Annotated in this window: 23 protein-coding genes and 1 pseudogene; 14 read left to right on the top strand and 10 right to left on the bottom strand. The window is 72.5% G+C overall.

Translation table 11 applies throughout. From position 1 onward, the window contains the following. Nucleotides 1-19: 19 nt before the first annotated feature. The gene (locus AB0O15_RS23125; RefSeq protein ID WP_364321967.1) at nt 20-319 is read right to left on the bottom strand and encodes a hypothetical protein; all 300 of its coding nucleotides are present in this window, start codon (nt 317-319) and stop codon (nt 20-22) included. A 94-nt stretch (nt 320-413) separates the two neighbouring features. Between AB0O15_RS23125 and lexA the strand changes: the two genes are divergently transcribed. From lexA to AB0O15_RS23095, 6 genes and pseudogenes are all read left to right on the top strand, one after another. Further along, entirely contained in the window at nt 414-1,055 is a 642-nt protein-coding gene (lexA, locus tag AB0O15_RS23120) for a transcriptional repressor LexA (RefSeq protein WP_364321964.1), read from the top strand. Between the two features lie 46 nt (nt 1,056-1,101). After that, nucleotides 1,102-2,523 carry a serine hydrolase domain-containing protein gene (locus AB0O15_RS23115; protein WP_364321961.1) on the top strand — a complete coding sequence of 474 codons (1,422 nt, stop codon included), beginning with the start codon at nt 1,102-1,104 and terminating at the stop codon, nt 2,521-2,523. Between the two features lie 96 nt (nt 2,524-2,619). Continuing rightward, the gene (locus tag AB0O15_RS23110; protein ID WP_364321958.1) at nt 2,620-3,228 is read left to right on the top strand and encodes a DUF998 domain-containing protein; all 609 of its coding nucleotides are present in this window, start codon (nt 2,620-2,622) and stop codon (nt 3,226-3,228) included. 146 nt (nt 3,229-3,374) lie between these two features. Further along, a complete protein-coding gene (locus AB0O15_RS23105) occupies nt 3,375-3,785 on the top strand; it encodes an MmcQ/YjbR family DNA-binding protein (protein ID WP_364321955.1) in 411 nt (136 codons plus the stop codon). A 24-nt stretch (nt 3,786-3,809) separates the two neighbouring features. Continuing rightward, nucleotides 3,810-3,965, top strand: a pseudogene (locus AB0O15_RS23100) (AbfB domain-containing protein); the annotation flags it as partial. Between the two features lie 129 nt (nt 3,966-4,094). Continuing rightward, entirely contained in the window at nt 4,095-4,859 is a 765-nt protein-coding gene (locus tag AB0O15_RS23095) for an RNA polymerase sigma factor SigF (protein ID WP_364322126.1), read from the top strand. 207 nt (nt 4,860-5,066) lie between these two features. On the opposite strand, the gene AB0O15_RS23090 is transcribed toward AB0O15_RS23095, so the two are convergent. From AB0O15_RS23090 to AB0O15_RS23065, 6 genes are all read right to left on the bottom strand, one after another. Further along, nucleotides 5,067-6,227: a glycosyltransferase gene (locus AB0O15_RS23090; RefSeq protein WP_364321952.1), complete on the bottom strand. Its 1,161-nt coding sequence runs from the start codon at nt 6,225-6,227 to the stop codon at nt 5,067-5,069. A 12-nt stretch (nt 6,228-6,239) separates the two neighbouring features. Continuing rightward, nucleotides 6,240-6,944, bottom strand: coding sequence for a DivIVA domain-containing protein (locus AB0O15_RS23085; protein ID WP_364321949.1), 705 nt, complete (start codon nt 6,942-6,944; stop codon nt 6,240-6,242). A gap of 80 nt (nt 6,945-7,024) precedes the next feature. After that, nucleotides 7,025-7,621, bottom strand: coding sequence for a TetR/AcrR family transcriptional regulator (locus AB0O15_RS23080; protein WP_364321946.1), 597 nt, complete (start codon nt 7,619-7,621; stop codon nt 7,025-7,027). Then, nucleotides 7,614-9,572 carry a biotin carboxylase N-terminal domain-containing protein gene (locus AB0O15_RS23075; protein ID WP_364321943.1) on the bottom strand — a complete coding sequence of 653 codons (1,959 nt, stop codon included), beginning with the start codon at nt 9,570-9,572 and terminating at the stop codon, nt 7,614-7,616. The genes AB0O15_RS23080 and AB0O15_RS23075 overlap by 8 nt, the downstream gene beginning before the upstream one ends. Before the next feature lie 8 nt (nt 9,573-9,580). After that, complete coding sequence (locus tag AB0O15_RS23070; RefSeq protein ID WP_364321940.1) at nt 9,581-11,176, bottom strand: acyl-CoA carboxylase subunit beta; 1,596 nt, start codon at nt 11,174-11,176, stop codon at nt 9,581-9,583. Further along, entirely contained in the window at nt 11,173-12,822 is a 1,650-nt protein-coding gene (locus AB0O15_RS23065; protein WP_364321937.1) for an acyclic terpene utilization AtuA family protein, read from the bottom strand. The genes AB0O15_RS23070 and AB0O15_RS23065 overlap by 4 nt, the downstream gene beginning before the upstream one ends. 76 nt (nt 12,823-12,898) lie before the next feature. Here AB0O15_RS23065 and AB0O15_RS23060 point away from each other — a divergent pair, with 76 nt between their 5' ends. From AB0O15_RS23060 to AB0O15_RS23035, 6 genes are all read left to right on the top strand, one after another. Beyond that, entirely contained in the window at nt 12,899-14,044 is a 1,146-nt protein-coding gene (locus tag AB0O15_RS23060) for an acyl-CoA dehydrogenase family protein (protein ID WP_364321934.1), read from the top strand. After that, nucleotides 14,041-14,709, top strand: a complete 669-nt coding sequence (locus tag AB0O15_RS23055) for an SDR family NAD(P)-dependent oxidoreductase (protein WP_364321931.1) — start codon at nt 14,041-14,043, stop codon at nt 14,707-14,709. Before AB0O15_RS23060 ends, AB0O15_RS23055 begins: the two co-directional genes overlap by 4 nt. Before the next feature lie 20 nt (nt 14,710-14,729). Continuing rightward, on the top strand, nt 14,730-15,608 hold the full coding sequence (locus tag AB0O15_RS23050; protein WP_364322124.1) for a YcaO-like family protein: 879 nt from the start codon (nt 14,730-14,732) through the stop codon (nt 15,606-15,608). After that, nucleotides 15,605-16,213, top strand: a complete 609-nt coding sequence (locus tag AB0O15_RS23045; RefSeq protein ID WP_364321928.1) for a TfuA-like protein — start codon at nt 15,605-15,607, stop codon at nt 16,211-16,213. The genes AB0O15_RS23050 and AB0O15_RS23045 overlap by 4 nt, the downstream gene beginning before the upstream one ends. Next, entirely contained in the window at nt 16,210-17,427 is a 1,218-nt protein-coding gene (locus AB0O15_RS23040) for an MFS transporter (RefSeq protein WP_364321925.1), read from the top strand. The genes AB0O15_RS23045 and AB0O15_RS23040 overlap by 4 nt, the downstream gene beginning before the upstream one ends. A gap of 75 nt (nt 17,428-17,502) precedes the next feature. Next, a complete protein-coding gene (locus AB0O15_RS23035; RefSeq protein WP_364321924.1) occupies nt 17,503-17,673 on the top strand; it encodes a hypothetical protein in 171 nt (56 codons plus the stop codon). Nucleotides 17,674-17,676: 3 nt separating this feature from the next. Here AB0O15_RS23035 and AB0O15_RS23030 read toward each other — a convergent pair whose 3' ends face one another. Genes AB0O15_RS23030 through pdhA form a run of 3 tightly spaced genes read right to left on the bottom strand, consistent with a single transcriptional unit; the run spans nt 17,677 to nt 20,986 of the window. Further along, nucleotides 17,677-18,918 carry a dihydrolipoamide acetyltransferase family protein gene (locus tag AB0O15_RS23030; protein WP_364321921.1) on the bottom strand — a complete coding sequence of 414 codons (1,242 nt, stop codon included), beginning with the start codon at nt 18,916-18,918 and terminating at the stop codon, nt 17,677-17,679. Further along, complete coding sequence (locus AB0O15_RS23025) at nt 18,915-19,886, bottom strand: alpha-ketoacid dehydrogenase subunit beta (protein WP_364322122.1); 972 nt, start codon at nt 19,884-19,886, stop codon at nt 18,915-18,917. Before AB0O15_RS23025 ends, AB0O15_RS23030 begins: the two co-directional genes overlap by 4 nt. Nucleotides 19,887-19,897: 11 nt before the next feature. Beyond that, nucleotides 19,898-20,986, bottom strand: a complete 1,089-nt coding sequence (gene pdhA / locus AB0O15_RS23020; protein ID WP_364321918.1) for a pyruvate dehydrogenase (acetyl-transferring) E1 component subunit alpha — start codon at nt 20,984-20,986, stop codon at nt 19,898-19,900. A gap of 130 nt (nt 20,987-21,116) precedes the next feature. Here pdhA and AB0O15_RS23015 point away from each other — a divergent pair, with 130 nt between their 5' ends. Together AB0O15_RS23015 and AB0O15_RS23010 are read left to right on the top strand one after the other, a co-directional pair. Then, nucleotides 21,117-21,593, top strand: coding sequence for an Lrp/AsnC family transcriptional regulator (locus tag AB0O15_RS23015; RefSeq protein WP_364321916.1), 477 nt, complete (start codon nt 21,117-21,119; stop codon nt 21,591-21,593). Between the two features lie 191 nt (nt 21,594-21,784). Beyond that, nucleotides 21,785-23,512, top strand: a complete 1,728-nt coding sequence (locus tag AB0O15_RS23010) for a hypothetical protein (protein WP_364321913.1) — start codon at nt 21,785-21,787, stop codon at nt 23,510-23,512. Nucleotides 23,513-23,538 lie beyond the last annotated feature (26 nt).

Here is a 23,538-nt window from a genome sequence, read left to right as displayed (position 1 = left end):
CCGTCGCCGACCGGCGTCCTCAGGGATGGGTGGCGCGCCAGCGTTGCCAGGAAGGGTTGATCATGAAGGCGTGGACGATGCTCGCGATCCACACGCCGAAGGCCAGGCCCATCGCCCAGCGGTACAGCCGGCCGTCCGGATCGGCGTCCCGCAAGGTGTAGACCGCGGTCCAGCCGAGCGCGAGGTAGACGATCCCGGCGATCCACCAGCCGGCCCGCCGGGTCCGCGCGCCGAGATAGATGAACGCCGCCCCGCCCAGGCAGCTGAACCCCAGAATCGGCAGGAGCAGCCACCACCTGTCCCGGAACCTCCCCGTCATGCCGACACGCTACCGTCCGAAGTGATGAGTTCCGAGAGCCCGGTCTCCGGCGTGGCTCGCGACCTGCGTCGTCACCGTGAGGCAGGATCGGGAGGTGCTACCGGATGAGGACCTCGACACGTCGACCCTGAGTGAGCGGCAACGGCAGGTGCTGACCGTCATCCGGGACTGGGCGATCCGGCACGGCCACTCACCGTCCACCCGCGAGATCGGCGACACGCTCGGCCTCGGCGCGTCCTCGGTCGGCCGGCACCTGCGGGCCCTGGAGGAGTACGGCTTCCTGCGCCGCGGCCGCACGGTGAGCCGCCCGGTCGACATCCGCATGTTCCTGCGGCCGCCCCGCCAGCGCCGGGAGCCGGCCACGGTCAGCGTCCCGGTCGTCGGTGACATCGCCGCCGGCGCCCCGATCCTGGCCGAGCAGAGCGCCGACGACGAGGTGCTGGCGCTGCCCCGCGACCTGGTCGGCCGGGGCACGCTGTTCTGCCTGCGGGTCCGCGGCGACTCGATGGTCGACGCGGCCATCTGCGACGGCGACATCGTGGTGGTGCGCCAGCAGTCCGAGGCCTACAACGGCGACATCGTGGCCGCGATGATCGACGAGGAGGCGACGGTCAAGGTCTACCGCCGCCGCTCCGGCCACGTCGTGCTCGAGGCCCGCAATCCCGCGTACGCCGACATCGACGGCGACCGGGCCACCATCCTCGGCAAGGTCGTCTCGGTCCTCCGCCAGACGTAGCGGTTATTCAGTGCGGCCGGACCGGGCGGTTGGTTACCGTGCCGGGGTGCCCAACCTGTTGCCGCGCGCCACGCCGGCCGCCGCCGGGGTGTCGTCCCGGTCGATCGCCGCGCTGCTGGACCGGCTCGACGCCTTGTCCGTCGAGCTTCATTCGATCATGGTCGTGCGGCACGGCCGGGTCGTGGCCGAAGGCTGGTGGGCGCCCTTCTCGGCCGGGCGTCCTCATCTGCTGTACTCGCTGACGAAGTCGTTCACCTCGGTCGCGGTCGGGCTGACGATCGCCGACGGGCTCCTCTCGCTGGACGACCGGGTGGTGGACGTGTTGCCCGATCACGTCCCGGCCGGCATCCCGGAGCAGGGCCGCCGGATCACCGTCCATCATCTGCTGTCGATGACGAGCGGGCACCGGACGGACAGCCTGGCCGAGGCCTGGCGGCTGGAACCGGGCGACCTGGTCAAGGGCTTCCTGCGCGTGCCGTTCCCCGACCCGGAGGGGACCCGGCACGCCTATGACAACGCGACCACGTTCCTCCTGGCCCGGATGGTGGAACGGGTGACCGGCCGGGGTCTGCCCGAGCTGCTCGACGAGCGCCTGTTCGAGCCGATGGGCGTCGATCACGCCGAGTGGGACCGGGTGGCCGGCGGGGCCGCCTTCGGATTCCACGGGCTGCATCTCACGACCGAGGCGGTGGCCGCGTTCGGCGAGTTGTTGCGGCGCGAGGGCCGGTGGGGCGACCGGCAACTCGTTCCGGGCGCCTGGGTGCGGCTCGCGACCAGCCGGCACGTCGAAACCCTGCCCCCGGAGACGGGTGCGGCCGGCGCCGACTTCCTCCACGGGTACGGGTACCAGTTCTGGATGTCGCGGCACGGCTACTTCGGGAACGGTCACAACGGCCAGCAATGCCTGGTCGTACCCGAACACGATCTCGTGGTTGCCCTGACCTCGGCCACGACCGATGAGCAGCTGGCCTTGGACGCGATCTGGGGCTGCCTGCTGCCCGGTCTGGACCATGGGGACAGCCCCCGGGACGACGAGATCCTGGCCGATCGCCTGCGAGGGCTGTCCCTGCCGCCGGTGCCGGGCGTGGCCGCCCCGGGACGCTCGGCCGAGGCGAAACTCGACGGCTCCGCCGCGGATGCACCGCTGCCCGACGGCACCGCGGTGTCCGTCGAGCCCACGGACGGCGGATGGCTCCTGCGGCTCGGGCCGTCCCTCACCATCGCGGCCGGCCACGGCGAGTGGCGGGAGAGCGCGCCGCTCGGCCGCCCGGTCGTCGCGGCCGGCGCCTGGCAGGGCAACACCTTCGTCGCCGACCTGTACGTCATCACCACCCCGCACCGGGTCCGGCTGGCGGTCGACGCCGACGCCGGAACCGCGGTGGCGACGTGGAACACGGTGCCCCTGACCGGCCCCGGCCTGACGCTCCACCTGCGGTCGCCGCTGATGACCCGGCCCGACGTCGCGTAGTACTCCCGTCGGTGCAGAACGTCTCCGTGCGGCGTATCCGTGGGTGACGTCATTCGGACGACGACCGGGTGGGTCGCCCGCTCCTAGCTTGCTCGCATGACAAGGATGCGATGGGGGATCGTGGCGTTGCTCGGGGTGTCGGCCGCGGCGATCGTGGCGGCGGACGCGGTCAATCCGGAGGTGGACCCGGTCGGTGAGATGGTCAGCCGCTACGTGAACTTCACGGCCGGGTGGCTGATCACCGTGGCGCTGCTGGGGATCGGAGTGGCCTCGGCCGGGGTGACCTGGCTGGTCCGCGCCGGCGTCGGCCGCATCGCGCTCGGGTGCTGGGCGGCTGGGGTGCTGGTGGCCGGGGTGTTTCCGGCGGATCCGCCCGGACGGTGGGATCAGGCGTCCACTTCGGACATGCTGCATGGCGCGGCGGCGTGGACGGCGTTCGCGGTGTTTCCGGTCGCGGCGGTGCTGCTCGGGCGTACGCGGGCGTTGCGGGGGCTGGCCGTCGTGTCGGCGATGACTACTGTGGTGTTGGCCGTGTTCATGATCGACGTCATGGACGGGCCGTCGATGCCCGGGATCGGTGCGGCCGAGCGGGTGCTGATCCTGGTCAACCTGGTGTGGCTGGCGATCGCGGCGGTCCGGGTGGAACGGGGGCAGGACGATGATCGATCCGGGCGTGCCGATCCGGCTGGCGCGGCCGTGCGCTGATCTGGATGCGGCGCGGCGCGGCGTGCTTGGGCGGGCGGCCCCGAGGTGACGCGGGGCGGGGCCGGGCGAGTGGCCCGGAGCTGCGGCGCGGCGCGGCCTGGTGGAGGAAGGCCGGCGCGGGGCTGGATCGGCACTAGGCTGGGCGGATGACCGACGCGGCCACCGTCGAGGATGTGCATGAGATCGCGCTCGGGATGCCGCATGTCAAGGTCGAGTACGGCGGCGGGGAGAACCCGGTCTACCAGGTCGGCGGGAAGTCGTTCGTGTTCTTCCGGAACCCGCGACCGGACGCGGTCGACCCGGCGACCGGGGAACGCTATCCCGACGTGATCGTCTTCTGGGTGGAGTCGGACGCGGACAAGCAGGCCCTGGTGCAGGACGAGACCACGCCGTTCTTCACCACGCCGCATTTCGAGGGCCACCTGTCGGTGCTGGTGCGGGCCGCCCGCCTCGGCGAGATCACGCGCGCCGAGCTGGCCGAGGTGATCCAGGACGCCTGGCTGGCCCGGGCGTCGGAGGCGCGCCGCCGGGCGTGGCTGAAGCGCGACGATTCGTAAATCCGGAACGTACCCAGCGGGTACGTGCGACGCCACCTTCTCCCGCGTGGCGGGCCTGGCCGACGCCGCCTGGTCTCGTTCGGGTCCTATAACTATCCCGGCCGCTACCTGCGTCACTGCGACTTCGTGCTTCGCATCGACCCACTGAGCAGCGCTTCTCCGAGCGGCGACCGGCAGGACGCCACCTTCCGATCACCTCATAAGCCGACGAATCGCCAAGTCCCTCATCCTTTCGGTTGGCGGCGTCCGGCCGTACGGTTATGTTTGCCCGACGGCAAACGTTGCCGACCGGCAAGGGGAGAGGGTCCCGTGAACGCATCCGTGCTCGCCGACACCGCCGCCGCCAGCGACCTCATCACCGAGTTCGCCCTCACGCCGGCCGACGACCCCGCCCGCGCCGTCCGCCGCGCCCGTGCGATCGAGGCCTGGCTGCCCCTGGCGCAACACCTGGCCCGCCGCTACCACGGCCGTGGCGAGCCGCTCGGCGACCTGACCCAGGTCGCCATGGTCGGGCTGATCAAGGCCGTCGACCGGTTCGAGCCCGACCGCGGCGTCGAGTTCTCCGGCTTCGCCGTACCCACGATCGTCGGCGAGATCAAGCGGCACTTCCGCGACCGGACCTGGTTCATCCGGGTCCCGCGGCGCCTGCAGGAGCTGCGGCTGGAGATCACCGCGGCCACCAACGAGCTCACCCACACGCTGGGCCGCTCGCCGACCGCCGCCGACGTCGCCGCCCACCTCGGCATCACCGAGGATGAGGTGCTGGAGGGTCTCGAGGGCGCCCGCGCGTACGCACCGACCAGCCTGTCGACCCCCGCCGGCGAGGAGGGCAGCGGCGAGCTGGGCGACACCTTCGGCAGCGAGGACAAGGGGTACGAGCTGGCCGAGCTGCGCGTCGCCCTGGGCCCCGCGCTGGCCGCCCTCGACGAGCGCGAGCAGCGCATCCTGTCCATGCGCTTCTACGGCAACCTCACCCAGTCGGAGATCGCCACCCGCATCGGCGTCTCCCAGATGCACGTCTCGCGCCTGCTCACCAAGGCCCTGGCCAAGCTCCGCACCCACCTCGACGGTTGATCCAGGGCGTCTCGTGGATCAGCCAGGGCTGCGACGTGGCTGTGCACACCGAGACCGGCTGGCGCATCTCCCACCGCGTGATCCTGCCGCGGCGCACACCCTTGTCAGCCGGCTGATACCCAGCGCCAGTCGCAGCCCGGCATCGCTTGCTCTGTTGTGGGGCGGCATCCGGCGAGTGGGCACCTGGCAGCGTGAGTTCGGCCGTGATCAGCGTGAGCTGACGTCGCGGTAGGCCTGGGTGAGGAGGGACAGGTAGCGCGCGGGGGTGTGGGCGGCGATGTCGCGGTGGCCGGCCGACACCACGGCGGCGCGCAGCGGGGTGCCGCTGAGCAGGCTGACGATCGCCGCGGCGAAGGATTCGGGGTCGGGCGAGGCGGTCACCCGGGGCGGAAGGGCGGGGTCGATGCGGTGGGCCAGCGCCGCGTCGGCGACCACGACCGGCACCCCGGCCGCCTCCGCCTCGGCCAGCACCAGCCCCTGCGTGTCGGTCAGGGACGGGAAGGCGAACACGTCGGCCCTCGCGTAGAAGTCATCGACCGACGACGGCGGCACCGGCGGGATCAACGAGACGCGGTCGCCCAGCCCGAGGCGGTCGGCGGCCCGCCTGACCGTCGGCCGGCCCTGGTGTGCGCCCACGAAGACCAGCTGGGCGTCGGGGAACGAGCGCAGCACCAGCTGGAACGCGGCGAGCAGCAGCGCCGGATTCTTCTCCGGCGTGACCCGCCCGACGCAGAGGACGACCGGCCCGCCGGAGCGCGGTGCGATGGTGGCCGCGCGAAGGGCAACCGGCGTGGGCAGGACCCGGATCGACGGGGTGTGACCGACGGCGGCCAGCGACGCCGCGGCCTTCCGGGAGGGCGCCAGGATCAGGTGGGTACGGGCGAACAGCCCATGGCCGAGCACGGAGAGCCGGTGGTGCCGCCGCCCGTTCCAGTCGGTGAGTTCCAGGTAGTCGCGGGCCGACCAGCCGAGGCGCATCCGGTGGGCCGACGAGGCGGCCGCGAACGCCAGGTCGGGGTAGTGCCGGACGTAGGCCAGCATGTCGATGTGCCAGGTGACGACGACCGGCAGCCGGTGCCGGGCCGCGTACGCGAACCCGGTCATTCCGGCCGTACCCGTCGTATGGATGTGCACCACGTCGGCCGGAACCGAAGGCCCGGCGCCCCACGGGACCGCCACCCGCATGCGCCGGACCGGGTACGGCACCGAGCGGAGCTCGTCCGGCCGCAGCCGCCCGAGCAGCCGGCCGGGCCGGTGGTCACGGACCAGGTGCCCGGCCGACCGGAGCAGCGCGACCGTGCGGCCGACCGAGGCCGACACCCCGTCCGGCCGGCCCGGGTGGCTGTCACTGAAGTGCGCGATGCGCACCGGCGAACGGCCTCAGTCGTCGCCGGCGGGGACGCTGTTCAGCTCGCGCAGCTGCTGGGTGACGTGGTCGTTGAGCGCCGTCTGGTAGCTGCGGGCCAGCATGCCGAGGCGGTCGATCTCGTCGAGGGTGGCCGACCGCTTGGCGGTCAGCGTGCTCAGCGCCTCGCTGTGGTTGCGCCGCGCGTCGCTCTCGATGGTCGCCGCCTTGATCTCGGCCTCGCTGGTGATCTGCTCGGCCTTGCTGCGGGCGGTGCCCATCACCTGCTCGGCCTCGTGCTCGGCGTCGCGCATGTGGTCGTCCGCGGTGCGCTGCGCCATGGCCAGCACGCGCTGGTTGCGGTCGTCGTCACCGGCGATCGGCGGCGGCGTCGGCGGGGTGGAGCGCCGGGCGCGTTCGAGCTGGTCCTGCGTGTTGCGGGCGCTCTGCTCGGCCCGGGCCCGGGCCTCCTGTGCGCGTTCGAGCTGGGCCGCGATCTCGGCGAACTCGGAGTTGAGCACCATCGTCGACGCGGCCCCGCCGGGTGGCGGGCCGCCGCGCTGGGCCCGGTCGCGGAGGGAGCCGTTCTCTTCGAGCAGCCGGATCAGCTCCTGCTCGACCTCGTCGAGAAACGCGTCCACCTCCTCCTCGTCGTATCCACGCTTGCCCATGGGCGGCTTCTTGAACGCCATGTTGTGGATGTCTGCGGGAGTGAGCGGCATCGTGGGGTCCTCGTTCATACGGCGGCGGATGGTGCGGCAGGCATTTTAAGCAATCCGGGGCTCCTTCGTAGTGTCCATGGTCACGTACGGGCGTTCTTTCAGGGTGCCAAAGCGTGTGCGAGCTGCGTCGACCAGGCCCGGACGACACCCGCCCGTCTTCGCGAATCGTCGGTCAGGACGTCGGCCAGGGCCAGCCCACGGGCCAGATCGAGGGTTGCCTGCACCATCGCCCGCTGGGCCGGGTCGGCATCGTCGACGCCGAGCAGCCGGACCGCCCGTTGGTGCATGGCCCGCGCAAAATGCCTTTCCAGGGGTACGACCGCAGCACGCAGTTCGGGGTCCGCCGCGGCCACCGCCCACACCTGGAGCGCGGCCTGGAACAGTTCGCCCCGCATGCCCTCGACCAGCCCGGCGACGACGCGGTGGATGCGCTGCGGCCCGGCGCCCCGCGGTTCCGGCAGGGTGTCGAGTTGCGCGGCGCGTTCCGCGAACATGTGTTCCAGGGCCCCCAAGATCAAATCTTCCCGGGTACGGAAGTGATGCTGCACCGCACCCCGGCTCATCCCGGCCTCCGCCGCGATGAAACCGACCGTGGAAGCTTCCCATCCATGGGTCGCGAGGCATCGGATGGTGGTCTCCAGGAGCCTTCGGCGTGTCGCGCGGCTGCGGTCCTGTTTCGGCGCCGTCTCAGTCATCCTCGACCACGACCAGCGTGGTGCCCTGGCCCACCTGCTGACCCAGGGTCACCGGAATCTCGCCCACGGTGCCTTCGCCCGGGGCTCGGACCGCGTGCTCCATCTTCATCGCCTCGAGCCAGACCAGCGGCTGTCCCGCCGTGACCGTCTCGCCCACGGCCACGCCCACCCGCACCACCGTCCCGGGCATCGGCGCGACCAGCGCCCCGGCCGCCACCTGGGCCGAGGGGTCGGCGAAGCGCGGCACCACCCGCAGTTCCACCGACCCGTCCGGTCCGTCGACGACGACCCGATCGGCGAAGCGCCCGACCGTCCACCGCCGGCGCACACCGTCCACGTCGAGCACGACCGTGTCCGCGTCCGCCCGCACCAGGGTGGCCGAGGGGTGGTCGGGAGCGTCGAGCCCGTCGCGGGTGAAGCGGTAGCGCACGTCGATCGGGTGGTCGCCCACCGCGTAGGTCCGGCGCCGGTGGCCGACCGGAATGTTCCGGAAGCCGCTCGTCACGCCGGGCAGCAGCGGGCCGCGTCCGGCGGCCGCGTCGGACACCGCCGCCACGAGAGCGAAGAGGCCCGGGTCGGGGGAGTGGATCAGGGTCGCCGGGGGATGGGCGGTGTAGAAGCTGGTGTCGGCCGTGCCGTCCAGGAAGGACGGATGCAGCAGACTGCCGGCCAGCAGGTCGCGGTTGGTGGTGACGCCGTGGAGGCGAGCGCGGCGGAGCGCGGCCGCGAGGCTCCGGGCCGCCTCGTCACGCGTGGCGGCGTAGGAGATGACCTTGGCCAGCATCGCGTCGTAGTGCGGCCCCACGACCGTGCCCGCCTCGACGCCGGCGTCGACCCGCAGCAGTGGTAGCTCCTCGCGGTATCCGGCGCCCGGATACCGCCCCTGGCTACCACTGATCTCGAAGGCGGCGACCGTGCCGGTCTGGGGGCGCCAGTCGTCGAGCGGGCTCTCGGCGTACAGGCGGGCCTCGATGGCGTGGCCGGTCATCTCGGGCTCGGGGCCGGTCAGCGGCCGGCCGGACGCCACGTCGAGCTGGAGGGCGACCAGGTCGACGCCGGTCACGCATTCGGTGACCGGGTGCTCGACCTGGAGCCGGGTGTTCATCTCGAGGAACCAGAAGTCGCCGTCGGCGGTGGCCAGGAACTCGACCGTCCCGGCGCCGACGTAATCGACCGCGGCGGCCGCGTCCCGGCCCGCCGCCAGCAGCCGTTTGCGCAGGTCGCGGCCGAGCCGCTCGACCAGGGGCGAGGGCGCCTCCTCGATCACCTTCTGGTGCCGGCGCTGCAACGAGCACTCCCGCTCGCCGAGCGCCCAGATCGTCCCGTGCCCGTCCGCGAGGATCTGCACCTCGACGTGGTGCCCGGCCGGCAGGTAGCGCTCGCAGAAGACGGTCGGATCGCCGAACGCGGAGGCCGCTTCCCGGGAGGCGGCCGCCACCGCATCCGACAACTCGGAGAGGTCGGAGACCACGCGCATCCCGCGTCCGCCGCCCCCGGCCGATGCTTTGACCAGCACCGGAAGGTCGGCCGCGGCGATCGACGCGGGGTCGAGTCCGGGGAGCACCGGGACGCCGGCGGAGGCCATCAGGCTCTTCGCCGACACCTTCGAGCCCATCGCCGCGATCGCCGAGGGCGACGGCCCGATCCAGGTCAGCCCGGCGTCCAGCACGGCCTGGGCGAAGCCGGCGTTCTCGGAGAGGAACCCGTACCCGGGGTGGATCGCGTCGGCCCCGGCGCGGCGGGCCGCCTCGATGATCAGATCACCCCGGAGGTACGTGTCGGCCGGGGAAGCGCCGGGGAGGCGTACCCCTGCATCTGCCTCTTGAACGTGGGGACTGCCGGCGTCGGCGTCCGAGAACACCGCGACCGTGCCCAGCCCGCGCCGGCGACACGTACGGAAGATCCGGCTCGCGATCTCGCCCCGGTTGGCGACCAGTACCGACGTGATCATGGGTGCCCTCACATCCGGAAGACGCCGAAGGCGTCGGTGCCGCGGACCGGCGCGCTGTGGATCGCCGAGAGCGCGACCCCGAGCACGTCCCGGGTGTCCCGCGGATCGATGATGCCGTCGTCGTAGACCAGCCCGGACAGGACCATGGGCATCGCCTCCGCGGAGATCTGCTGCTCGATCATCTGCCGGACGACCTGGGCGCCGTCCTCGTCGAAGGGCCGGCCCCGGGACAGCGCGGACGCCTTCGAGACCATGTACTGCACGTCGGCCAGCTGCTGCGCGCCCATCACGGCGGAACGCGCGCTGGGCCAGGCGAAGACGAACCGCGGGTCGTACGCCCGCCCGCACATCCCGTAGTGCCCGGCGCCGTACGAGTTGCCGATCAGCAGCGAGATGTGCGGGACGGTCGAGTTGGCCACCGCGTTGATCATCATGGCGCCGTGTTTGATGATGCCGCCCTGCTCGTACTCCTGACCGACCATGTAGCCGGTGGTGTTGTGCAGGAACAGCAGCGGCGTGTGCGAGCGGTTGGCCAGCTGGATGAACTGGGTGGCCTTCTGCGACTCCTCGCTGAACAGCACGCCCCGCTCGTTGGCCAGGATGCCGACCGGATAGCCGTGCACGGTGGCCCAGCCGGTCACCAGCGAGCTCCCGTACCGTGGCTTGACCTCGTCGAACTCGCTGTCGTCGGCGATCCGGGCGATGATCTCCCGCGGGTCGAACGGGGCCTTGAGGCCTGGCGGCACGATCGACAGCAGATCCTCGCCGGGATATCGCGGCGGCTTGACAGGCCCCGGCGCGGGAGCGGATTTGCGCCAGTTCAGGCGGGCCACGATGCGCCGGCCGATCCGGATCGCGTCCGGCTCGTCCACCGCGAAGTGGTCGGCCAGCCCCGACACCGTCGCGTGCATCTCGGCGCCGCCCAGCGACTCGTCGTCCGACTCCTCGCCGGTGGCCGCCTTGACCAGGGGCGGTCCGGCCAGGAAGACCTTCGACCGCTGCTCGATCATCACCACGTGGTCGCTCATCCCCGGCAGGTACGCGCCACCGGCGGTCGAGTTGCCGAACACCAGCGCGATCGTCGGGATGCCGGCCGCCGACAGCCGGGTCAGATTGCGGAACACCGCGCCGCCCGGGATGAACACGTCCTTCTGGGTCGGCAGGTCGGCCCCGCCCGACTCGACCAGGGAGATCACCGGCAGCCGGTTGGCCAGCGCGATCTCGTGCATGCGGAGCGTCTTGCGCAGCGACCACGGGTTGCTGGCGCCGCCCTTGACCGTGGGGTCGTTGGCGATCAGCAGGCACTCGACGCCGCTGACCACGCCGATCCCGGCCACCACGCTGCCGCCGACGGTGAAGTCCGACCCGTACCCGGCCAGCGCGGCCAGCTCCAGGAACGGCGCGTCCGGGTCGAGCAGCAGCTCGATGCGCTCGCGGGCGGTCAGCTTGCCGCGCCCGTGGTGCCGGTCGACCGCCTTCGGCCCGCCGCCCGCGACCGCCTTGGCCGTCTCGCCCCCGATCTCGTCGAGCGCCGCCAGCATGGAGTCCCGGGCGGCCAGCGCCTCCGGACCGGCGGTGTCCAGGGTGGACCTGATCGTGGTCACGCGTCCTCCAGCAGCCAGGCGGGGATGTCGACATGCCGGGCGCGCAGCCACTCGCCGAGGCCCTTGGCCTGCGGGTCGAACCGCGCGTGATAGGCCACGCCCTGGCCGAGCAGGCCCTCGATCACGACGTTGACGGCGTTGATGCGCGGCAGGCGGGTGATTCGGATCGGCAGCTCCGCCGCCTCGGGGAGCAGGTCTTTCAGGGTGCGCTCGGTGATGAGCGCGCTGAGCCATGGGTACGCTCTCGCGTCGCGTACCCAGAGGCCGATGTTGGCGTCGCCGCCCTTGTCGCCGGAGCGTGCCCCGGCGAGCGTGCCCAGCGGGAGGCGGCGGGCTTGAGAGAACGCCGCGCCGCCCGGCGGCGGGCCGGTCAGCGGCTCCAACGCGCGCGTCACCGGCGGCGGGGCGATCGTCTCGACCGTCCCGTCGGCCAGCACCACCTCGTGCTCGCCCTGCCGGACATATGACGATGTGAACACACCGTAGGGGTGGGCGCGGCCGGGCGGTGAGGTCGCGAAGAAGCCGGGGTACGAGGCCAGCGCCAGCTCGACCGCGCCATCGGCGAACGCCCGGCCCGCCACCTTCTCGTCACGGTCGCGGGCGACCACGGTGAGCAGCGCGGACGCCTGCTGCTGGGTCGGCGCGTCGGGCACGTCGAGGCGGGTCAGCGTCCACGTGACCTCGGCCGGCCGGGTTCGTGCGGCCGCCTCGAACTGGCGGCGGAACAGGGCGGCCTTGGCCTCGATGTCGAGCCCGGTCAGGACCACGGTCAGCTCGTTGCGGAAGCCGCCCACCGACGTGTGGGCCACCTTGAGGTCGGGCGGCGGCGCCTCACCGCGTACGCCGGTGATCTCGACCCGGTCGGGGCCGGCCGCCCGCAGCTCGACGGTGTCGAGGCGGGTGGTCACGTCGGGGCCGGCGTAGCGGGCGTCGCCGATCTCGTACACCAGCTGGGCGGTGACCGTGCCGACGGTGACCGCGCCGCCGGTGCCGGGGTGCTTGGTGATGACGCTGGAACCGTCGGGGCGGATCTCGGCGATCGGGAAGCCGGGCCGGTCGAGGTCGTCGATCTCGGCGAAGAACGCGTAGTTGCCGCCGGTGGACTGGGTGCCGCACTCCAGGACGTGCCCGGCCACCGTGGCGCCGGCCAGCGCGTCGAGGTCGGTGCGGTTCCAGCCGAAGCGGGCGATGGCCGGGCCGACGACCAGGGACGCGTCGGTGACCCGGCCGGTGACCACGACGTCGGCGCCGGCCTCGATCGCCCGGGCGATGCCGAAGGCGCCCAGGTAGGCGTACCCGTCGTCGTGCCGGACGTTGTTGATCGTGGCGACGCGGGCGGCCGGGTCGAGATCCTTGATCGCGGCGGCGAGCGCGGCGGGGTTCACACCGCCCGCATTGGCCACGATGGTCACACGGCGGTCGAGGGCCAGCCGGAGGCAGTCGCGGAGCTGGGCCAGGAACGTGCGGGCGTAACCGGCGCCGGGGTCGGCCGCCCGGTCGCGCTGGAGGATGAGCATGGTCAGCTCGGCCAGGTAGTCGCCGGTGAGGACGTCGAGGACGCCGTCGGGGCCGCCGCCCTCCAGCATCTCCCGCATCGCCGGGAGCCGGTCCCCGTAGAAGCCGGAGCAGTTGCCGATGCGCAGCACCACGTGACGGTCGCACAACCCGGAAAAACAAGCAAGCGTGCTTGTTTCCGCGGTACGCCGGTGGCATCGTCGGCTCATGCGGTTGAACGAGGACCATCACGCGTTCCGGGAGAGTGTCCGCCGGTTCGTCGAGGCGGAGGTCAATCCGTACGTCGACGGCTGGGAGGCGGCTGGTCGCGTACCTCTGCACGAGCTGTTCCCGAAGGCCGCCAAGCTGGGGCTGCTGGGGCTGGAGTACGACACCGCGTACGGCGGTGAGGGCGCCGACCACAGTTTCCAGATGGTCGCGGCCGAGGAGTACGGCCGGGTGCACGCCAGCGGCGTCGGCATGGCGATCGGCGTGCAGGCGATGATGGCCACGCCGTCCCTGCACGACCTCGGCACCGCCGACCTCAAGGCGCGGTTCCTCGCCCCGGCGATCGCCGGCGCCGCGGTCGCCGCGATCGCGGTCACCGAGCCGGACACCGGATCGGACGTGTCCCGGCTGCGTACCCGGGCGGTCCGCGACGGCGACGACTGGGTGATCACCGGCCGGAAGGTCTACATCACCAACGGCAGCCAGGCCGACTGGGTCTGCCTGCTCGCGCGCACCTCGGACGAGGGCGGCCACCGGGGCATGTCGCAGATCGTGGTGCCGGCCGACTCGCCCGGGTTCAGCGTGGCGCGCACGTTCGCCAAGCTCGGCAACCACTGCTCGGACACGGCCGAGCTGGTGCTCGACGAGGTGCGGGTGCCGGTCGCGAACACGATCGGCACGGTCGGGCGCGGCTTCCAGCAGCAGATGCGGCAGTTCGTCACCGAGCGCATGTTCGCGGCGTACACCACGGTCGGCTCGGCCCAGTACGCGCTGGACCGCACCCGCGACTTCGTCCGCGATCGGACGGTCTTCGGTACCAAGCTCGCCGACCGGCAGTACGTGGCCTTCCGGCTCACCGAGCTCCAGGCCGAGGTCGACCTGCTGCGCAGCCACAACCTGCAGACGTGCGAGGCGCTGATGGCCGGCGAGGACATCACCCGGATGGCGACGGTGGCCAAGCTGAAGGCCGGCCGGCTGATCCGCGAGGTCGCCGACTGGTGCCTGCAGTTCCACGGCGGCATGGGCTACCTCGAGGAGACGTGGACCGCCCGGTTCGCCCGCGACGTCCGCCTCACCGCGATCGGCGCCGGCGCCGACGAGGTCATGCTCTCGGTGCTGGCCCGCATGGACGGGCTGCCCGGATGAGAACAGCACTGGTCACCGGCGGGATGAGTGGTCTCGGCGCGGCCGCCGCGGTCCGCCTCGCGGCCGACGGCATCCGGGTCATCCGGCTCGACATCGCGGCCGGGGCCGACGTGGTGGCCGACGTGACGTCGACCGAGGCCATCCGGGCCCTGGACGTCGGCCCGGTCGACATCCTGGTCAACTCGGCCGGCATCATCGGGCCGGCCGGGCCGCTGTGGGAACTGCCGCCGGACGGGTGGGACAGGACGTTCGCGGTCAACGTGCGCGGCACCTTCAACCTGTGCCAGGCCTTCGTCCCCGGCATGATCGAGCGCGGCTGGGGCCGGGTGATCAACATGGCCAGCATCAGCGGCAAGGACGGCAACCCGAACATGTCCGCGTACTCGGCCTCGAAGGCGGCCGTGATCGCGCTGACCAAGTCGCTGGGCAAGGAGCTGGCCACCACCGGCGTGCTGGTCAACACCATCGCGCCGGCGGTGATCGAGACGCCGATGAACGCCTCCACCGACCCGGCCGCGCTGGCCCACATCACCAGCCTGATCCCGATGAAGCGGGTCGGGCAGCCGGAAGAGGTGGCCGAGCTGATCGCGTGGCTGGCCTCCGACCGGGTTACCTTCTCTACCGGGGCCGTCTACGACATCAGCGGCGGGCGGGCCACCTATTAGCTCAAGATTGACTCGGTTCGATCCATCTTGGAGACAGCTGGACGCTTGCGCCGGGCTATACGGACGACTGGCCGATCTCGTGGGTCGAGGGCTGGGAGCTGATCAGCGCCACGCCGGTGCTCGTGCCGTACGCCGCAGCCGGTTTTCACACCGCGCCGCACGAGCCGTCGCCGTTCCGGATCACCACGACCAACGGCCTGGCCTCGGGAAACAGCCTGGAGGAGGCGATCGTCCACGCCCTCTGTGAAATCGTGGAGCGCGACGCCAGCACGCTCGCCGGGCTGGTGGGTGGCGCCTTGGCGGCGGCCATGGGCGACGCGTCCACCCGGCTGGATCACCACCGGCTCGTCGACCCGGGCGCCGTCTCGCCCCTGGCCGGTGCGACGGCCGAACGGTTCGCCGGGGCCGGGGTGCGGCTGCGGCTCCTCGATATCACCTCGGATCTCGGGGTCCCGACGTTCCTGGCCGTGGCAGCCGGCGACGAGTCCCGCGCGAGCGGCGCCGGCACGCACCCGGACGCCGGGACCGCCGCGCTGCGGGCGATCACCGAGTGCGCTCAGGGCCGGGCCGCGCGCTTTCAGGGGCTCCGGGATGACCTCGGTGAGGACGATCCCGCGGGCTGGGTCTGGGACATCACCTCGCCCACGGTGCCGCCACCCACGTCGTACCCTTCCGACGATCTGGCCGCCGACCTGAGCTTTCTGCTCGACCGGGTGCGCGATCGCGGCCTCGGCCGGGCGATCGTCGTCGACCTGTCGCCGCCGGGCATCCCGGCGCACGTGGTGCGGGTGCTCGTGCCGGGCACCGAGTCGTGGCACATCGACCGGTCGAAGCTCGGCCTCCGCGGCGCCGCGGCCTGGAACGACGCCGTCCGCCGGACCGCCGGGCCGACGTCGTGAACGCGATCGTCTTCCTCGGTCCCAGCCTCGACCTGGATGCTGCCCGCGACATCCTGCCCGCCGAGTACCGGCCGCCGATCACCCGCGGCGACCTCGACCGGCTGCTCGCCCGCGATCACCCACCGGATGCGGTCGGGATCGTGGACGGCCGATTCCCGCACGTCCTGGGCGTCACACCCACGGAGGTGCTGCGTGCGCTGGACGCGGGCGTCACGGTCTACGGGTCATCGGGCGTCGGCGCGCTGCGCGCGGCCGAGTGCGCTCCGTTCGGCATGGTGGGGGTCGGTGCGGTCTTCGACGCGTACGCCTCCGGCCGGGTCGAGGCCGACGACGAGGTGGCCGCCGCGCCCGGCAGCGACGGCCGCCTGATCGACTGGCGGCTGGGGCTCGCGGACGGCCCGGCCGGCGCCGCGCGGTTCCTGGAACTGGCGGAACAGACGTACTTCGCCGAGCGCACCCTCGACCGGGTGCTCGTCCTGCTCGCGGCCGAGACCGGCGCCGAGGTCGCCGCCCACCTCGGCGACCTGATCCGGCACAAGATCCCGGACGCCGGCCGCGACGACGCCATCGCCCTGCTGCGGGTGATGGCCGGGGACGCCGGTTGAGGTCGCTGCTCGCGGAGCCACGCTTCCGCCGCTGGTACGCCGCCCGGGAGATCTCCGAGGCCGGCGCGGTGGCCACGGCCGTCGTGCTGCCGCTGCTCACCTACCGGCTCACCGGCTCGGCCGCGCTCACCGCGGTGGTGGCCGGGATGGAGGCCGTTCCCTACCTGCTGTTCGGCCTGTTCGCCGGCGCGGTCGCCGACCGGCACAGCAGCAAACTGATCATGATCGCGGCCGACTGCTTCTGCGCCCTGTCGCTGGCTGTGCCGCTGGCCGGCTACCTTTCCGGGACCGTTCAGACGTGGCATCTCCTGGTCGCCGCGTTCGGCATCAGCACCGGCTTCGCCTGGAACAACGCGGCGGCGTGGGGCGCGCAGGCCCGGATCGCCGGCCGCGACCGTCTGGCCGCCGCGAACCAGCTGGCCTGGTCGACCGACGTGGTCATCGGCATCGCCGTCCCGGTGATCGCCGGCGCGGTGGCCGCGGTGGCCGACCCGGTGCTGCTGCTCGCCTTCGACCTGGCCACCTACCTGGTCTCGGCGGCGCTCATCGCGAGCCTGGCCGGCTTCGACGCCGAGACGCCGCCACGGGACACCCGCATCCGGACCGGGCTCACCTTCCTGTGGGGACACGAGCTGTTACGCCCGCTGACCATCGCCGCCTGCGGGCTGTCCATGTCCTTCGGCGGCGCCGGTGCGCTGCTGGTCGTGCACGCCGAGCGGACGCTGCACGTGATGACCGACGACGCCCGGATCGGCCTGCTCTTCGGGGCTCGCGCGGTGGGCTCACTGGTCGCCACCCTGGCGCTGTCCTTCCTGGTCCGCCGGGCCGGGTACGGCCGCGTCCTCACCGTGGCCTACGCCTCCCTGGCCGCCGCCCTGGTCGCGCTGGCCCTCAACCCGTACTTCGGCCTGGCTCTGGTGCTGTGGTCGTTGTTCGAGCTGTCCCGTTTCTGCTCGACGATGAGCGGTATCACCGTGCGCCAGTTGCTCACCCCCGACGACCTGCAGGGCCGGGTCAACACGGTGGGCCGGATGGTCGCGTGGGGTGGCGCCCCGGTTGGTGCCTTCGCGGGCGGCGCGATCGCCTCGTCCGCGGGCATCACGCCGGCTCTGCTGCTGCTCGCCCTCCCGGCGGTCGCCGCGCTCGTCATCCTGCTGAGGTCGCCGGGTCGCCACCTCGGCGATCTGACCCCGGCCACGCTACCTTCTCCATAGGGGCCGTCCACGACATGAGCGGGCCACCTACTGACCGAGCAGGACCCTCGAGAAGCCCGACCGAAGGGGACGATCATGAAGCGTGAACCGAGCTGGCGTGACCTCGGCCGCAGCGCCGCCGAGCTGCTGAAGTCGCTCGACCTCGACCTGCGCGGGTGTTCGGCCGGCACCGACACGACCGGCCCCGCCCGCAAGGTCAGCCCGCCGAAACCACCGCGGCCGGGCTTCCCGCGCGACTGGCGGTGACGCCTACCAGCGGACCATCGCGGCCAGGGGGTTCTCGATGGCGTCGGCCACCGCGCGCATGAAGCCGGCGGCCGTGCCGCCGTCGCACACCCGGTGGTCGAAGACGAAGGACATCTGGGTGATCTTGCGGGGGACGATCTGACCGTCGACCACCCAGGGGCGGTCGATGATGCGGCCGAAGCCGAGGATCGCCACCTGCGGGTGGTTGATGATCGCGGCGCTGCCGTCGACGTTGAAGCCGCCGTAGTTGTTCAGCGTGAACGTGCCCGACTGGTCGATCGGGCGGCCCTCGCGGGCGTCCTCGGTGACCTTGCGGATCGCCTCGTCGAGGCCGGTCACGCTCATCGACCCGGCGCCGGCCACGGTGGGGACGAGCAGGCCACGCGGGGTCTGGGCGGCCAGGCCCAGGTTGATCCGGTCGTGCTGGACGATCTCCTGGCGCTCGGTGTCGAGGCTGCTGTTCAGGACCGGGTACCGCTTGAGCGCCTCGATCGTGAACCGGGCCAGGTAGGCCAGGATGCCGGGGCCGGGGCGGACCGACTCGCGGATGTTCCACAGCTCGGTGGCGTCCACATCGACCCAGACCGTGGCCTCGGGGATCTCGGTGCGGCTGCGGGTGAGGGCCGCCGACACGGCCTTGCGGAAGCCGGTCAGCGGGATGCGCGTCTCCGGCGACGACGCCGGGGGCTTGGCCAGGGCGCGCATGACGTCGGCGCGGAGCACCAGGCCGTCGGGGCCGGTGGCGTCGATGCCGGTCACGTCGACGCCGCCGTCGCGGGCCAGCTTGCGGACGAGCGGGGAGATGACCCGCGCGGCGCGGCCGGGCGCGGCCTTCGGCGTGGTCGCGGCGGTACGGGGTTTCCGGCGCCGGCCGCTCCCGGCGGACGAAGCCGTGCCGTAGCCGACCAGGACGTTGCCGGAGCCGGCCTTCTCCTCCTCGCGGTAGGCCTCGGCGGCCGCCGACGAGGGCTCGGTCTCGGCGGCCGCCGGCGCGGGCTCGGCCGCCACCGGGGCGGGCTCGACCGAGAACAGCGGCTTGCCGACGTCCAGGGTCTGGCCCTCGGCGCCGTGCAGGGTGCAGACCCGGCCGGCGTACGGGCTGGGCAGCTCGATCACCGACTTGGCCGTCTCCACCTCGACCACCGCCTGGTCCACGGCCACCACGTCGCCCTCGGCGACCAGCCAGCGCACGATCTCGGCCTCGGTCAGACCCTCGCCGAGGTCGGGCAGCAGGAACGTGTTCACACCGGCTCCCACTGGAGGTCGTCGACGGAGTCCAGGACGCGGTCGACGCCGGGCAGCTGGAACTGCTCCAGCTTCGGCGGCGGGAACGGGATGTCGAAGCCGGTCACCCGGCGGATCGGCGCGGCCAGCGAGTGGAAGCACCGCTCGGTCACCCGGGCCACGATCTCCGAGGCGACGCTCGCGAACCCGCTCGACTCGGCCACCACGACGGCCCGGCCGGTCTTCCGGACCGAGGCGCACACGGTCTCATCGTCGAACGGCACGATCGAGCGCAGGTCGACCACCTCGAGGTCGCGGCCCTCCTGCGCCGCCACCGCGGCGGCTTCGAGCGCGACCGGAACGGACGGCCCGTACGCGATCAAGGTCGCGTCCGTGCCCTCGCGCCGGACCACCGCCGTGCCGATCGGCGGGCGGGCGTCCGTGAGCCTGACCTCGTCCTTGACGAAGTACAGCTTCTTGGGCTCCAGGAAGACCACCGGGTCGGGCGAGGCGATCGCGTCACGCAGCAGGGCGTACGCGTCGGCGGGGTTGGAGGGAGCGACCACGTGCAGGCCGGGGGTGTGCGCGTAGTACGCCTCGGACGAGTCGCAGTGGTGCTCGACCCCGCCGATCCCGCCCGCGTACGGCACCCGGATCACCATCGGCAGCGCGACCCGCCCCCGCGTCCGGTTGCGCATCTTCGCCACGTGCGAGATCACCTGCTCGAAAGCGGGGTACGCGAACGCGTCGAACTGCATCTCGACGACCGGCCGCATCCCGTTCATGGCCAGCCCGACCGCCATCCCGACGATGCCCGCCTCGGCCAGCGGGGTGTCGAAGCACCGCTGCTCGCCGAACGCCGCGGTGAGCCCGTCGGTGATCCGGAAGACGCCACCGAGCGGCCCGACGTCCTCGCCGAACATCAGCACCGCCGGGTCGTCGGCCATCGCGTCGTGCAGCGCCCGGTTCAGCGCCTGCGCCATGGACAGCTTCTCGTGCGTCATGACGCCTCCCGGGCCAGCTCGTCGGTCAGCAACGCGCGTTGTTCACGAAGTTGTGGCGTCGGGGTCGCGTACACATGGGCGAAAAGATCGTCGGGGTCGGGGGTCACATCCTGGTTGATGCCGTTCCGGGTGACCGCGGCGAGCCGCTCGGCCGCCTCGTCGATCTCCTGCCGCCGCTCGGCGGGAAGAAGACCACGATCGCTCAGGTACGCCGAGAGCCGCGTGATCGGGTCACGGCCGGTCCACGCCGCCACCTCGTCGTCGGAGCGGTACCGGGCGGCGTCGTCGGCGTTGGTGTGCGCCTGCATCCGGTAGGTGTGCGCCTCGACGAGCTGGGGCCCCTCGCCGTTGCGGGCCCGGGTGACCGCGGCGCCGAGCACGGCCAGCAGCGCCGCCATGTCGTTGCCGTCCACCCGCTCGCCGGGCAGGCCGTACCCGACGCCCTTGTGCGCCAGCGACGGCGCGGCGGACTGGCGGGACAGCGGCACCGAGATCGCGTACTCGTTGTTCTGGACGAAGAACACCACGGGCGCCTTGAACACGGCGGCGAAGTTGAGCGCCTCGTGGAAGTCGCCCTCGCTGGTGGCGCCGTCGCCGCAGAGCGCCATCGCCACGGTCGGCTCGCCGCGCAGCGTGGCCGCGTGGGCGACGCCGACCGCGTGGGGCAACTGGGTCGCGAGCGGGGTGGCCTGCGGGGCGACGTGGTGCTCGTAGGGGTCGTAGCCGGAGTGCCAGTCGCCCTTGAGCAGCGTGAGCACCTGGACCGGGTCGACGCCCCGGGTCACCGCGGCCACCGTGTCGCGGTAGGTCGGGAAGAGCCAGTCGCCGTCGGCGAGCACCTGGGCGGCGGCCACCTGGCAGGCCTCCTGCCCGTGCGAGGAGGGGTAGACGGCGAGGCGGCCCTGGCGGACCAGCGCGTACGCCTGGTCGTTGAGCCGGCGCCCGGCCACCAGCGCGGCGTAGGCCCGCACCAGCGCCTCGTCCGGCGGCATCGCGACGGTCGGGAGCCCGGTCGGCTTGCCCGCCTCGGTCAACAGCCGCACCGGATCCCTCGTGGGGAGCAGGTGGTCCGCGTCACGTGTCATGACTCATGCTCTCGCCGGCGCCATATGAACTCCAGAGCTGGGAGAAACGCGAGAACATGTCGCTCGTACCCTCGGGTAGTGTTGCCGATCGTCTACCTGAACGGACATTCGGGAAGGGGTGCTGAGACGGATGGCTGATCTTGACGACACCGACCGGCGGATCCTCGACGAGCTGACCGCCGACGGGCGGATGTCCATGCGTACGCTGGCCGAACGCCTGCACATCTCCCGGGCGAACGCGTACGCCCGGGTCGAGCGTCTGCAGCAGTCCGGGGTGATCCGCGGCTTCACGGTCGACGTCGACCCGGCCGCCGCCGGCCTCGGCACCTCGGCCTACGTCACGGTCAACCTGCGTCAGCACGACTGGCGCGAGGTCCGGGCCCAGCTCCTGAAGCTTCAGGGGGTCGCGCACATCGGGCTGCTCGGCGGGGAGTTCGACGTCATCCTGCTGGTGCGGGCGCGCGACAACGCCGACCTCCGCCGCCTGGTGCTCGACGAGATCCAGAGCATGCCGGGCGTGCTCAACACCCGTACCCATCTGGTCTTCGAAGAGCCGCGCCCGGCTATGGGATACGCACGGTCACGGACCTCCCCGACCGGAGCGTGACCGGTCGGCGGAAGGCGCCGGCGCCCTTTGACCTCGCCGTGCTCGGCCCAACGATCCTTCGAGAATGTCAACGATCGATGTCTGGTAGACATCCGACCTTTGTCGGCCGAGTCGCCACCCGCGGATGAAGACGGCCGGTCCTGGCCGAACGGACCCTCAACCTGGGACGGCAGCGGACGATAATCCGGCCTGTGGAGCTCATCACGACCGCGGACCAGGCGGCGGCGCTGGCCGGGCGGCTCACCCTGCCCGGGCGGCGCACCCGTCCCGTCGTGGTGCTCACGATCGCCGGTGGGCAGGAGGAGCCGTTCGGGTCGCCCGACGAGATCGAGTCGCAGGTCGGTGACCTGGCCGACGTGGTGCTCATGCCGACCAGCGACGTGTCCTGGGCGTTCACCGGGGCGATGCCACCGCAGACCCAGGTGTACGGCGGCGCCGGACGCGTCTATCCGGTCGACCACGCGTGGGTGGCCCGGCCGTCGCTCAGCCGGCTGCGGTTCGCGTACTCGATGGCCGACCGGAAGCGGATCACCGAACATCTGATCAACGACGCGCTGGCCGCGGCCCTCGCGGCCGGGCTGCTCACACCCCAGGCGCGGCCGGGGCTCAGCGAACGGTCGGCCAAGGTGATCGGGCTGATCGGCTCGCGGGCGCTGGTGAAGCTCGACGACGGCATGCCCGCCTCGGTGTGGGAGGAACTCACGCTGCCCGGCGTGGGGCTCGATCGGGTGCTGGTCGAGAAGCAGGTGGTACGCGGGGTGTACGACCCGGCCGCGAAACGCCTCGACGTGCGGGGCAGCCTGCCGGCCGAGGCGCCGGTCGACTACGCCGTGGGTGATGTCGTGCTGGCCGATGTGGCCGGCGTGTCGGAAGAGGCCGTGCGGCTCCGGCTGGTGCCGGGCCGGGTCGTCGAGGCCGAGCGGGCCGCGGTCACCTCCAACCCCAACGACACGCTGTGCGAGCTGTTCACGATCGGCGAGGTGGTGGTCTGCCGGGTCGTCGGCGTCGAACCGTACGCGCTGCGGCTCGACGACATCGACGACGACGAGGAGCCGGTGCGTGCGCCCGCGCTGCTGGACGGCGGCCCGCCCTGGCTGCGCCCACCGCCGCCGGCGCCGCTCGCGCTCCCGCCCATCGAGCCACCGCCGGACCCGGCGCCCCCGGCCGTGGCTCTCGCTCCGGTCGCCCCGGCGCCCAGACGTCCGTCGCCCTTGGACATCGCCCCCTGGAACCGCCCACCCCGATCGGAGGCGGCCTCCGCGCCCGGCGCCCTCGACCGGGAGCGGGCCCGCGTCACCGAGCTGACCAACGAGCTGGCGGCCGAGCGTTCCACCCGCTCCGCCCTCGCCATCGACCTGGCCGGCCTGCGTGCCCGCGCCGCCGAGCTCGAGGCACAGCTCGGCCGCGAGACGCAGGCCCGCGAGGCCTGGCAGACGCGTTACCGCAACGCCGACCGGCTGCGCCAGATCGCCGTCAAGAACGCCAAGTCGTCGCACGTCCGGCCGGAACCGGCCACCGGCGGCGAGGACGCCGAGGTGGCGTTCCGATGCGAGGTGGTGCAGGAGTGGGCACGGCGCATCCCGGCCGCCGAGCGGGACGACAAGGCGCTGGCCGCGTACACCCTGGGACCGGATTTTCTCGCCTCGCTGGATCGGATCGAAGGGGTCAGCCGGGCCAAGGTCGTCGCCGTCGTGGTCGAGGTGCTGACCGGGCAGGCGCCCCACCTGGCCGGACGCGAGCCGCATCAGCTGCGGGAGGGCGGCGCGGGCAGCCCCTACCGGCGGCGGGACGACGGCGCGACCTGCTGGCGGGTGGCTCTGCAACGGGACACCCCGGCGGCGCGGCGGATGCACTACTGGCGGCTGGGGGAGCGGTACGAGCTGTCGCGCGTGGTGCTGCACGACGACTACCGACCCTGAGACGACCCTGATGCGCGGTCCGGTCA

It is taken from the genome of Actinoplanes sp. NPDC089786, assembly GCF_040684855.1.
In the GTDB taxonomy this organism is placed as follows: domain Bacteria; phylum Actinomycetota; class Actinomycetes; order Mycobacteriales; family Micromonosporaceae; genus Actinoplanes.
The sequence above is the reverse complement of the archived record's forward strand: the minus strand, read 5'-3'. Positions and strand labels throughout refer to the sequence as shown.